Consider the following 12,682-nt stretch of genomic DNA (forward strand, 5'->3'; position numbering starts at 1 on the left):
GTTTACTATTCAAATAAAGATTAATAATTGCAGATATAAAAATCGTAATCGATTAATAAAGTTGTTCAAATCATAAAATAAAAGGCTAAGAATAAAAAACATAAGTTAATATTGTGTTAATTTTAAATTAAACAACCGTTTAATTTAAACAGTTGTTTAATTTTGTATAGTAAATTAATACTATGTCTAATACAACTGATTTAAACGATAAGCAAATTCAAATTCTCCATGTAGCAGAAACGCTATTTGCAGATAAGGGTTTTGACGGAACATCAATTAGAACAATTGCAAAGGAAGCCAAGATTAATATTGCTATGGTTTCTTACTATTTTGGATCTAAAGAGCGTTTATTAGAATCGTTGATTCTATATCGCACCAAGGATTTAAAAGAATCAATTGGTAGCCTTGTTACTGATGATAGTCCCCCATTAGAAAAAATAAATAAGCTTATTACGATCTACATCCATCAAATTAATGCTAACAAAGGTATTTACCGAATCTTGCACTTTGAGATCGCTACCAAGAAAAGAGATTTGAACCTAAAAGCATTTACTGAATTAAGAAGAGGGAATTTAAAAACCTTAGCATTAATTATAGAAGAGGGACAAAAAGCGGGCGTTTTTCAAAAAGAAATTGCTGTTGATTTATTGACACCAACAATCTTGGGCACCTTTTTCCATTTTCACATGAACAAGGCGTACTTCGTAGACCTACTAAAGCTACATACTGATGAATTATACGAGAATTATATATTAACCAACCTTACAAAACACATTCAACAAACAATAAAAGCACTTCTTATATATGAAAGTTAGTCAATTAATGCTTTTCGGAGTATTCCTTATGGGAGCCTCCGCAGTACAAGCACAAGAAAAATCTAGTTTAACATTGAACGAGGCAATACATTTAGCTTGGGAACAAAGTGCCCAAGTTTCTTTAGCAGAGAGCAAAGTAGTAACTAAGAAACAAGAGTTAAGAACGGTAAAGAACAATAGCTACCCTGATTTCAAAATCTCAGGGCAGTACCAACGTCTTACTGATGCCGATATCAATTTTAAACTCAACAACAGCGATGGAAGTACATCTATAACAGATGCTCCTAGTGTGAACCAATTAATGGTGGGACAAGTGAATGCTAGCCTACCTTTATTTGCAGGTTTTAAAATACAAAATAGCATCAAAGCTTCTTCTAATTTATATGCTGCCGAAAGTGCAAATGCACTGCAAACTAAAGAGAATGTGGCGATGCAAGTGGTTGATTTATATGCAAGCATGTATAAAGCTGAAAAAACGGTAGAACTTTTAAAAGAAAATCAAAAGAGTGCAGAGCAACGTGTAACTGATTTTATCGAATTAGAGAAAAACGGAATCATTCCTCGTAATGATTTACTTAAAGCACAACTGCAAGCTTCGAATGTAAAATTGTCTCTAGCCAAAGCGACTAAGGATCTTAATATTATCAATTATCAATTGATTACACTATTGAAATTAGACGATACAACAAAATTGACAATTAGAGAAAGTGATTTTGTTAATTTCCAAATGAACAACATCCCTACATCTGATGAAGTAGCTGTTGCAAATAGACAAGATCTTGAGGCAGTGCGTTTGCAAGAAAAAGCAAGTTTAGATTATGTGAAGGTTGCAAAAAGTGGGTACTATCCAGCAATATCATTAGTAGGAGGTTATACTGCGATTGATCTTAAAAATGTGATTACAGTACAAAATGCAATGAATATAGGAGTGGGACTTTCATATGACTTAAGCGGAATTTTAAAAAATAACGCTACCGTAAAAGTTGCCGAAAGCAAAGCTGACGAATTAAAAAAGCATGAAGAGCTACTTACAGAACAAATTAAAATTGAAGTTCAAAAAGCTATTGAAGATTATGACTTGGCTTTAAAACAAGATATTGTTTACAACCAAGCTGTGGAACAAGCATCAGAAAATTACCGAATTTTAAAAGATAAGTATGACAACGGACTGTCTGACACTAATGACTTATTAGAAGCAGATGTTGATCAATTAGAATCAAGCATTAACAAAGCGCTGTCTAAAGCCAATGTTATTCAAAAATATTACGAATTGCTTACTGTAAGCGGACAATTAAATCAAACCTTCAACCTTTCAAAAATATAATCAGCATTAAGATGGAAAAGAAAAAAACAAATAAAAAATTTATCATAATCATTGTTTCCCTAGTGTTAGTAGGTGTAGTATATGGTTCATACAAATACATTCACTCTTTATCACATGAAACTACTGATGATGCTCAAGTAGAAAAAAACATGAACCCTATTATTCCTAGAGTTTCAGGTTATGTTTCTAAAGTTTATATAAAAGATAATGATTTTGTAAAAAAAGGAGATACTTTATTTACAATTGACAAACAAGATTACAAGTTAAAAATTGATGAGGCAAAAGCGGCATTGGCGGCAGCCGAAGGTAGTTATGAGGTTTCAAAAGCAGATGTAGCAAGCGTTTCTTCTAGCGTATCTGTATCTAATGCTAATGCTAGATCAGCATCAGGAAATATCGAAACGGCAAAAATTAGATTAGGAAGAGCAGCAAGTGATTTTGCACGCTACGAAAACCTATACAAATCACATACAATTACAAAACAACAATATGAACAAGCACTAGCTGCTAAGCAAGAGGCAGAAAGCCAAGTTCGTATTTTACAACAACAAGAAAAAGCAAGTAGTTACCAAACATCTGTAATCAAAGCAAAAGGTAATGTTACTAGCAAACAAATTGATGTTGCTGCTGCAAATATTAAAAGAGCACAAGCCATGCTTGAAACTGCAGAACTTAATTTGTCATATACAGTGGTTACAGCTGCAATTGACGGTCAAGTTTCAAAAATTGATATTCAGCCAGGTCAATTAGTACAATCAGGTCAATCTCTATTTTACATTATCAATAACAATGAAGCTTGGATTATAGCCAATTTTAAAGAGACACAATTGAACAAAATGGTTGCAGGACAAGTAGTGACCATTAAAGTTGACGCTTACCCTGATTATGAATTTAAAGGAACACTTACTTCATTTTCTCCAGCGACAGGATCTCGTTTTTCAATCTTGCCTCCTGATAATGCTACTGGTAACTTCGTAAAAACAATACAACGTTTACCAGTGAAAATTAGTATTGACGCTGACAATGATGTAGATAAAATAAAATTATTGCGTCCAGGTATGAATGTGGATGTCGATGTACATATAAAATAAAATGGAACAAGCACAAGGACAAGACGATTTAGTAGAATATGGCTTTAGAAGGGTTATTATTACAATTACTGCAGTACTTTGTGCACTGTTAGAAATTGTAGATACCACTATTGTCAATGTTGCGCTAACTAACATGAGAGGAAGTCTTGGGGCTACACTTACTGATGTTGCATGGGTTATTACTGCTTATGCTATTGCAAATGTAATTGTAATCCCTATGACGAGCTGGTTGTCACAACAATTTGGTAGACGTAATTACTTCGCTGTTTCAATTATCATATTTACAGTAGCTTCCTTTTTATGTGGAAATGCTACAAATATATGGGAGTTAGTCGCTTTTAGATTTATACAAGGATTAGGTGGTGGTGCCTTACTAGTTACTGCACAAACCATCATTACTGAGAGTTATCCTATTGCAAAACGTGGTATGGCGCAAGCGATCTACGGTATGGGAGTAATTGTTGGACCTACATTGGGACCGCCGTTAGGAGGGTATCTAGTTGATAATTTCTCTTGGCCATACATTTTCTATATCAACATTCCTTTAGGAATTATTGCTACCCTTTTAACGCTAAGTTTTGTTAGAAGTCCAAAATACGGAGAGAAATTAAAATCCAACCAAGTTGACTGGTACGGAATCATTTTATTAGCAACATTTATTGGTTCGTTACAATTCGTTTTAGAACACGGGCAGCAAGATGACTGGTTCAACAACAGTACAATAGTTATTTTAAGTGTGATGTCCCTATTTGGATTTATCTTATTTATATGGAGGCAACTTGTTTACAAGTATCCTATTGTAAACTTAAGTGTGCTTAAAGATGGAAATCTTCGAATAGGAACCGTGATGAGTTTTATCTTAGGTTTTGGATTGTATGGATCAACATTAATTATCCCTATTTACACACAATCCATTTTAGGATGGACCGCAACAGATGCTGGTTTACTATTAATTCCTGGTTCGATTACAACCGCTTTCATGATGCCAATTATTGGTAACTTAATTCAAAAAGGTGTTCCGCAAGGATACATGGTGGGTAGTGGTTTCTTAGTGTTTTTCATTTTTACCTACATGATGCGCGATGCGATGACACCCGATACTGGAGTAGAACATTTATACTGGTCTCTAATTTTAAGAGGTGTTGGTCTAGGACTTTTATTTGTACCTATTACAACGCTGTCACTCTCTACCCTATCTGGTAAAAATATTGGTGAAGGTGCTGCCTTTACAGGAATGATGAGACAACTTGGAGGTTCATTTGGTATTGCAATTATTACTACTTTTATCACACGTTTTAGTCAAGAGCACCGTGTTAATCTAGTTGCTAATCTAAATGGAAGTAAGTTCCAAGTTCAAGAACGCATTCAGCAATTGCAACAGGGATTTATGTCTAAAGGTTTCACTACAAATGAAGCTTTAAAGAAAGCCTATCAAGCCCTTGATTATTCTGTAATGAAGCAAAGCACAGTGTTATCTTATATGGATATTTTCAGTTACTTAGGAATAATGTTTCTATGCTGTATTCCTATTGTTTTCTTCATTAAAAAAGGAAAAAACAAAGTTAATCCTGCTGATGCCATGCATTAATATAAAACTAAGAACGCCGACAAACTTTAAAGTATGTCGGCGTTTTTATTATGTTCACAGTTTTAAATTATCTTGTAAAAACTAAATGGTTATCTTTAGATAAATTGGCGTCAAATTGATAACCATCATAATTAAAACCTTTTAAATCATCGATTGTTTTAGCATTAGTATCAACGATATAACGCACCATCATTCCTCTTGCTTTCTTTGCATAAAAACTTATGATTTTTAATTTCCCGTCTTTGTAATCTTTGAAATCTGGCGTGATTACTGGTACTTTTAATTTCTTTACATCTACTGCCGAGAAGTATTCATTACTCGCTAAATTGACAAATAGTTCGTCGTCAGCTAATTCTTTATTCAAACTTTTGGTGATCGAATCCTTCCAAAATTCATATAAATTCCCCGCCTCCCCTATTGGTAATTTTGTACCCATCTCTAAACGATATGCCTGCATCAAATCTAATGGTTTCAAAATACCGTACAAACCTGATAATATTCTTAATTGATCTTGTACTACATCAATTTTAGAAACCGGAATCGTATAAGCGTCGAGCCCAGTGTAAACATCACCATCAAATGTATAAATTGCTGGTCGCGCATTATCAGTGGTAAAAGGCGTTTTCCAATCTTTATTTCGCTCCCAATTCAAATCAGCTAATTTATCAGAGATGTGCATTAATTTAGACAATTCTTTGGGAGATTTTTGCTTTAATTCCTTTTGAATTTGTCTTGATTCTTTTAAAAATAACGCTTCTGTATGCTTTTTTGTTGGCAATTCTTTTTCAAATTCAAGGGATTTTGCTGGCGATATAACGATTTTCATAGTGATGATCTTTCTGGTTTCTTAATAATATCAAAAATACAAATTGTAAACTATAAATGATGGTAACCAAATTGAATTATGTGATGAACAAATAAGATTTCTATATTATTGTGTTTTCATAGTTCTCGCTTTCGCAAAAGATAATAAGACAAGATTGCAATTTCTATTATGTTGACTTTCCATTTTTTTTTCGAAAGAACTAAAAAATTTAAAATTGAGATAAAAATCATTCAAATAAAACTATCGGTGAAGTCACTCAAGCTTCCGCAAAAGCAAGACTTAACAACCAAAAATGCGGTTTATATTAACAAACAATTAGGGATAAAAAAAACTGTGTTTCTTACCTTTGTACTATATAAATTCTCGAGACTTTTTAGCGTTTAATTTCCAATTTTAATTAGATTTTAAAATAAAAATGTTTTTGCAAATATTCACTTAGAATCAAGACTTATGAAAAATAATTTCAATAATATACCCCTATCCATACTAGATTTAGCTGTCGTTTTAGCAGAAAAAACCCCTTTACAAACTTTCAAAAATAGTGTGGCCTTAGCACAAAAAGCAGAATCACTAGATTATAAAAGATTTTGGTTGTCAGAGCATCATAATATGCCACACATTGTGAGTTCGGCAACGTCAATTTTAATCGGCCACATAGCAGAACATACAAAAAAAATTAGGGTAGGATCTGGAGGCATTATGCTTCCTAATCACGCTCCGTTAATTATTGCTGAGCAATTTGGAACATTAGCCACACTATTTCCAGGTCGTATCGATTTAGGCTTAGGAAGAGCGCCTGGAACAGATCAATTAACTGCTAAAGCACTGCAAAGAAACGATCAAGCTGCTTATGAATTTCCTAATACAGTATTAGAATTACAAGAATATTTATCAATAGAAAATAGCGACGCAGCAGTTCGAGCGATTCCGGGAGAAGGATTAGATATCCCAATCTGGATTTTAGGGTCAAGCACAGATAGTGCAAGACTTGCTGCATCATTAGGATTACCGTATGCTTTTGCTAGTCATTTTGCTCCGCAGCAACTCATGCAAGCACTTGCTATTTACAGAGCTAATTTTAAACCTTCACAATATTTAAAGGAACCGTATGTTCTAGCATGTGTCAACGTGACTGCAGCAGAAACGAGTGAAGAGGCGAGCGCACTTGCAACCTCAATGGAAAAAGTGTTTTTAGGTATTTTAACTAATAATAGAAAACCATTACAACCTGCAGATCCTAATTTTAGAGTTCCTGAAGAAGCAAAACAAGTAATGCAACAGTTTTTACACTACTCCTTTGTAGGTGATCCTTCAGAAATTAAATCTCAGTTAGAAGATTTTGTTGCAGAAACTAATGTGGACGAATTAATGGTAGTATCGCACATTTATGATTTTGATGCGCGTTTAAGATCTTACGAAATCATCAAGGAAGCTCAACAGTAATAGTTTGCCAAAGTAGCACTATTTATCTTTTACTTGATGGCTATTTAAATTAAGCGCAATAACATTTGTAATGTACATTTTTTCATAGGTGTATTATTTCAAATGTTATTGCGCTTTTTATATGATTTTATAACAAGTTTACGGTAATAATTACTGTTTTAAGGAGGTAACTTCCTAACATTTTACCTATTTTTGTAAATCGGGCTATTATGTCCAATAATCAGTATTAACAGACATTATTTGTCAATTAAAATAAAAAAACCGTGCACGTGAAAAGAAAAATGAAAAAAGCCATCAAGAAAATTTATAATGGTGATTTATTTAAAGAGTTTTTTGATAACGAAAAAGCAACTGGATTAATATTAATCGCTTGCACAATCGTTTCGTTAATCATGGCCAACTCCATTTTTGCGTCTCAGTATATTTATACGTGGCATGCAAAGTTTTTTGGTGAAAGCTTAGAATACTGGATTAACGATGGTCTAATGACTATTTTCTTCTTGTTAATAGGTCTAGAGTTAAAAAGAGAAATTAATAATGGCGAGTTGTCTAATATTAAAGATGCATTGCTGCCTATTTTTGCTGCTATTGGAGGTATGGCCATTCCAGCAGGGTTGTATCTTTTATTTAACTATGGAACCCTATCCCAAGCTGGTGCAGGAATACCAATGGCGACTGATATTGCATTTGCTTTAGGAATACTATCTTTATTAGGGAATCGCGTTCCATTATCACTTAAAATATTTTTAACCGCTTTAGCTGTTATAGATGACCTAGGTGCTATTCTAGTGATTGCCATATTCTATACTAAAACTATTGTTTGGCTAAATTTATTTATAGCAGTAGGAGTCTTTGCAGCTTTACTAATATTAAACCGTATGAAAGTGCGCAGTTTAACAATATACTTACTAGGTGGAATCGTTATGTGGTGGTTTATGTTACATTCAGGTATTCATGCTACCATTACTGGAGTTCTTTTAGCTTTCACAATTCCGTTTTGCGATGGAGAACAAGATTCTATTTTCTCTAAATTGGAAAGAGCATTGCATAAACCGGTTGGATTTTTTATTCTTCCGCTATTTGCTTTAGCTAATACAGCAATCATTGTTAGCTCAGATATAGGAGAAACATTAGCACAACATTACAGCATCGGTATTGCTTTAGGTTTAATCGTTGGAAAACCATTAGGTATTTTCCTTTTTAGCCTTTTAGCCGTTAAACTTGGAGTTTGCAAACTCCCGGCTGACCTGAACTGGAAAACAGTAAGCAGCGTAGGTTTTCTAGGAGGTATTGGATTTACAATGTCCATCTTCATAACATTACTTGCATTCGATGATCAAACCATTATTAATAACGCGAAGTTCGTTATTTTACTGTCGTCGTTAGTAGCTGGTGTATTAGGATTCTTATTCTTAAAAATAACTTTAAAGAAAACGGCAGTTGAAAGTACTAATAGATAAATTGCTAGACTACATCAACCTCAATAAAGGGGAAGATGATAAATACACGGTCCTTGAAAATGTGCGGTCAAATATCTCTTTTAGAGGAGCTAATCTATGGATTCTAGCATGTGCCATTGTGATTGCATCGATAGGACTTAATGTTAACTCTGCTGCTGTGATTATTGGTGCCATGCTTATATCTCCTTTAATGGGGCCAATAATTGGTGCTGGTTTTGGCTTAGGAGTATTTGATTTTGATTTGTTAAAAAGGTCGTTAAAAAATCTTTTGGTTGCTACTTTAGTAGGTCTAATCGTGTCAGCGATATACTTTTATATTAGTCCGTTTAAGGAAACACAGCCGGAATTGTTATCACGAACCTCCCCTAATATCTACGATATTCTTATCGCATTTGCTGGGGGAATTGTAGGGGCTATCGCCATTACCCGTGTTGAGAAAGGAAATCCTATTCCTGGTGTTGCCATTGCAACAGCTTTAATGCCTCCTTTGTGTACCGCAGGTTACGGACTAGCGGTGGGTAGTATGCGATTCTTTTTTGGAGCCATTTATCTATATTCGATCAATTGTGTTTTCATTTGTATTTCGACTTTCTTTATTGTCACATTTTTGAAATATCCAAAGAAGAAACAATTAGATGAGCGCACAGAAAAAAGAGTTAAGTACATTATAACGACCTTGATTACTATTTTAATATTACCAAGTATCTATTTTGCTTACCAATTATTCGAACAAAAAAATTACCAACACCAAATTGATGTTTTTATCGAAAGTGAATTTTCTAGCAAGGGTGTTGCTATTTTATACAAGAAGACTAAGTTTAATGAAAATCCTAAGAAATTAGAATTAGGTTTTTTAAGTAAGAAGTTTTCAGATAGTCAGATAAAAGCCTTCAACGCCAAATTGAAAGACTATCAAATCCCGAATACTAAATTAACAGTAATACAAGATACGACTGATTTAAAAACAGATATCTTAAATGAGATTAAATTTAATAAGTCGGTTTTGAGTGAGAAGGATGTATCGATATTAAAGTTAAAAAAACAGATTGAAGCTGATAAATACGATAACAAAAACTTGTTGAACGAAATAAGAATTTTGTTCCCAGAAGTTCAAAATATTGCCGTTTCAAATCACGTTTTTAATGAAAACACCGATAGTACAGCAGTTGTTCCTGTTCTTATCTACCAAAGTAAAACACCACTGAAAGAGGAAAACATACAGAAGTTAACTTTTTGGTTGGAAAAACGATTAGCTAAAAGCGAAATCGAGTTGTACAGACAGCCACTTAAGCCCGTTAAAAAAGTGGATGAACAAGCCGTGGTAAAAAACAAATAGTTTAAGTTTAATACAAGACATCACAAATAAAAAAATCCGCCTTCCGGCGGATTTTCTATTTAAAGTAATTACTACTATTAATTCCCTTATTTAGGGTCGAGTATTAGAGCAATTCTAGCAATACAATCTTCAAAGTGATAACGTGTCTCTGTGTTTAAATTAGGATTATTTGCCATTGTCAATTGTGATTTCAAAGCTTTTAATTCCCCTCGAACTAAAGCTCTCACATCAGACTGTGATACATTGTAAAAACTTTCTGAGCGACTTTGTTTCATCTCCTCCTCCATTAAATAAGCCATTCTTTCGATATAAGCTCTTTGCAAGTTTCTTCTATAAATAGTTACGTTTGTACGCGCTGAAGCTTCTTTCCATATCCCTTTGCGCATATCAACAAGCATATTAATTGCTTTGTAATTGTCGTCACCTTGAACTGCAGCGTCCATCAATCTACCTAATCTATCAAAGCTTAGAACTGAATTTAGATGGCGGGTTTGCAAGTTTCTAAAACGTTCTGTGTAACCAGCATAATCGATATTGCGTAACGTTTTCATATCAACTAACCAAGTAGGCGATGCAAAAGCATTTTGTTGTAACCATGCCATTGCCTCAATTTGTTGCGACTTTGGCACTACAGTATAAACAGCTCCAGCCTGATTTGGTTTCTTGCTGTCTTCAAAAACCCCTCCTACATTTGTTACCACATGTCCTACATAACGACTCCATACTCCTAAAAACTCATCGTATAACTCGCTTAAGTCTTCATAATTATTAGTCTTATCACTGGTCCATTCTGCTAGATGCGCACCCACGTATTGCAGATTTTTAAGTCCGTACGAGCTGGCTTTCATTGAACTATTTCCAATATCTTCTGTTTGCGAGCTAGGATCAAAACTACTGCTTTGTTTACCGTATTTATACATTGGATCTCCGGCTTTCTCTAAAATCCATTTGTCTAGGGTTGCTACCTCTGCTTCTGGTGAAACGGCTCCAGGAATAACACGGTACCCCCAGTTTACAGCATAATGATCATAAGGTCCCATTTGACGAATGAAACGAACATCCTTATCGCCTGGTTGCGCAATATAGTTGTATCGAGCGTAATCCATTAAACTTGCTGCGATTCCGTTCTTTTGAGTGAAATTTGCATCACGATATTGTTCTACATCGTACGAATTACTGGCTCCCATATTGTGAGGAAAACCTAAGGCATGCCCTACTTCGTGCGCAATGACAAATCGCATCATTTCGCCCATTTCTTCTTCGCTTGTATTCAAAGTACGAGCGCTAGGGTTAGCAGCTCCCGTCTCTAATAAATAGCGATTTCTATACGAACGTAGGTGATTGTGGTACCAAATAATGTCACTCTCTATAATTTCACCTGTCCTAGGATCAGAAACGCTTGGTCCTACTGCATTTCTAGTAGTGCTAGCAACATAACGCACTACAGAGTAACGCATGTCTTCAGGACTAAAATCTGGATCTTCTTCTTTTGTAGGTGGGTCTTTTGCAATAATAGCATTTTTAAAACCAGCTGTTTCAAAAGGTTTTTGCCATTCTTCAATTCCTTGTTTGATGTATTTTCTAAGTTTTTCTGGAGTGGCAGGATCGATATAATATACAATTGGTTTGATTGGCTCCACTAGCTCCCCGCGTTCGTAAGCAGCTGGATCTTTTGGTTCTAATCTCCATCGACGAATATATGTTTTATTGTCTGATTTTAATTCCTCGCTATTATAATCGTATTGGCTCATTGTAAAAAACCCAACGCGATCATCTGCCAGTCGTGGTTGCATCAGTTTTTCTGGAAGCAAGATCATCGACTGATTCATTTGGATACTAATCGTCTCAGAATCCTGTAAAACCGGTGGCTTAGAAGCATTGTATGTAAAGTCCTGAATAACTTCGATATTCATAGGATAACTGCGCATGCTATTAATAAAGCTACGAGAATCGTCTAATCCTTTTACTTTATAGCTCTCTCTCATTGAAGCAGATATTCCGCTAATTGCTTTCACATCTGAACTGTAGAATTTAGTTACATCAATTACTGTATTCAAAGAGTCTTTACTAAAAGCAACAATATCAAATGCAAAGAGTGTTGGCTCATAATTATTTGATTTGACTGAAATACTTATAGGTAAACTATCATTAGCGACAGCATTATACGATTTCACTTTTATTAAAATTTTATCTTGAAAACGCTCCCAAACTATCAATTGTTCATTCGTTTCAGAACCTGCATTTACATAACCTCCACCCAAATTAGAAGGTAGTTTAGAAAGGCGGCTTACAAGCAACATGTCTTTATTTAATAGTGTATTCGGAATTTCAAAAAAATACTTTTTATCTACCTTATGTACTGTAAATAGACCATCATCAGATATGGCATCCTTTGTAATGACCTTGCTATAGTCTTTAATTTGTTGCTCAGGTTTTTTTTCGGCTGGAGGGGCTGTAGTTTCTGATTTCTTCTTCTTATTCTCATCAATATGCCACTGATTCTGGGCGGTGAGGTATGTAGGAGTTAATAGAAATCCAGCTAGTGTACTCAAAATGACAATTTTCTTCATCAATAGGTTATTTTTTGATTAATCTCTTTCAAAAATAAATTTAACCATCTCTATTTTAATTTATTTATGATTTTTTAACAGTAAATTAACAACCGGTACCTACTTTATCTTACTAAACTTTAATGTACTGTATTTTCGAAATTTAAAATTTACTTTCGACTAAAAAAATGAGTTAAATAGTATTTGAAATCTAGCATATTCTAACGAACTTTAATCACTCATTACAGCT

At 34.2% G+C, this 12,682-nt stretch carries 9 protein-coding genes; 7 read left to right on the forward strand and 2 right to left on the reverse strand.

Annotation, left to right across the window (positions count from 1 at the left end):
• Positions 1-182 precede the first annotated feature (182 nt).
• Genes H603_RS0104905 through H603_RS0104920 form a run of 4 tightly spaced genes read left to right on the forward strand, consistent with a single transcriptional unit; the run spans position 183 to position 4,818 of the window.
• A complete protein-coding gene (locus H603_RS0104905) occupies positions 183-815 on the forward strand; it encodes a TetR/AcrR family transcriptional regulator (protein ID WP_026707526.1) in 633 nt (210 codons plus the stop codon).
• The gene (locus H603_RS0104910) at positions 805-2,139 is read left to right on the forward strand and encodes a TolC family protein (protein ID WP_026707527.1); all 1,335 of its coding nucleotides are present in this window, start codon (positions 805-807) and stop codon (positions 2,137-2,139) included. Before H603_RS0104905 ends, H603_RS0104910 begins: the two co-directional genes overlap by 11 nt.
• Positions 2,140-2,150: 11 nt before the next feature.
• Positions 2,151-3,230, forward strand: coding sequence for an HlyD family secretion protein (locus H603_RS0104915; RefSeq protein ID WP_026707528.1), 1,080 nt, complete (start codon positions 2,151-2,153; stop codon positions 3,228-3,230).
• Between the two features lies 1 nt (position 3,231).
• Complete coding sequence (locus H603_RS0104920) at positions 3,232-4,818, forward strand: MDR family MFS transporter (RefSeq protein WP_026707529.1); 1,587 nt, start codon at positions 3,232-3,234, stop codon at positions 4,816-4,818.
• A 67-nt stretch (positions 4,819-4,885) separates the two neighbouring features.
• Here the strand turns inward: H603_RS0104920 and yaaA are convergent, their stop codons facing one another.
• Positions 4,886-5,644, reverse strand: coding sequence for a peroxide stress protein YaaA (gene yaaA / locus H603_RS0104925; RefSeq protein ID WP_026707530.1), 759 nt, complete (start codon positions 5,642-5,644; stop codon positions 4,886-4,888).
• Positions 5,645-6,094: 450 nt separating this feature from the next.
• Between yaaA and H603_RS0104935 the strand changes: the two genes are divergently transcribed.
• From H603_RS0104935 to H603_RS0104965, 3 genes are all read left to right on the forward strand, one after another.
• Positions 6,095-7,087 carry an LLM class flavin-dependent oxidoreductase gene (locus tag H603_RS0104935; protein ID WP_026707532.1) on the forward strand — a complete coding sequence of 331 codons (993 nt, stop codon included), beginning with the start codon at positions 6,095-6,097 and terminating at the stop codon, positions 7,085-7,087.
• Positions 7,088-7,368: 281 nt separating this feature from the next.
• Positions 7,369-8,547, forward strand: coding sequence for a Na+/H+ antiporter NhaA (nhaA, locus tag H603_RS16520; RefSeq protein WP_051219183.1), 1,179 nt, complete (start codon positions 7,369-7,371; stop codon positions 8,545-8,547).
• The gene (locus H603_RS0104965) at positions 8,528-9,883 is read left to right on the forward strand and encodes a TIGR00341 family protein (protein WP_211223768.1); all 1,356 of its coding nucleotides are present in this window, start codon (positions 8,528-8,530) and stop codon (positions 9,881-9,883) included. The genes nhaA and H603_RS0104965 overlap by 20 nt, the downstream gene beginning before the upstream one ends.
• Positions 9,884-9,969: 86 nt before the next feature.
• Here H603_RS0104965 and H603_RS0104970 read toward each other — a convergent pair whose 3' ends face one another.
• A complete protein-coding gene (locus H603_RS0104970; RefSeq protein ID WP_026707534.1) occupies positions 9,970-12,453 on the reverse strand; it encodes a zinc-dependent metalloprotease in 2,484 nt (827 codons plus the stop codon).
• Positions 12,454-12,682: the final 229 nt, after the last annotated feature.

It is taken from the genome of Flavobacterium frigidarium DSM 17623, from assembly GCF_000425505.1.
In the GTDB taxonomy this organism is placed as follows: domain Bacteria; phylum Bacteroidota; class Bacteroidia; order Flavobacteriales; family Flavobacteriaceae; genus Flavobacterium; species Flavobacterium frigidarium.

Excerpts from the sequence above, each read along its gene's own strand:
- H603_RS0104905 (WP_026707526.1), top strand. The coding sequence starts at position 183 with ATGTCTAATACAACTGATTTAAACGATAAGCAAATTCAAATTCTCCAT.
- H603_RS0104970 (WP_026707534.1), bottom strand. The coding sequence starts at position 12,453 with ATGAAGAAAATTGTCATTTTGAGTACACTAGCTGGATTTCTATTAACT.
- H603_RS0104920 (WP_026707529.1), top strand. The coding sequence starts at position 3,232 with ATGGAACAAGCACAAGGACAAGACGATTTAGTAGAATATGGCTTTAGA.
- H603_RS0104915 (WP_026707528.1), top strand. The coding sequence starts at position 2,151 with ATGGAAAAGAAAAAAACAAATAAAAAATTTATCATAATCATTGTTTCC.
- H603_RS0104935 (WP_026707532.1), top strand. The coding sequence starts at position 6,095 with ATGAAAAATAATTTCAATAATATACCCCTATCCATACTAGATTTAGCT.
- H603_RS0104910 (WP_026707527.1), top strand. The coding sequence starts at position 805 with ATGAAAGTTAGTCAATTAATGCTTTTCGGAGTATTCCTTATGGGAGCC.
- yaaA (WP_026707530.1), bottom strand. The coding sequence starts at position 5,644 with ATGAAAATCGTTATATCGCCAGCAAAATCCCTTGAATTTGAAAAAGAA.
- nhaA (WP_051219183.1), top strand. The coding sequence starts at position 7,369 with ATGAAAAAAGCCATCAAGAAAATTTATAATGGTGATTTATTTAAAGAG.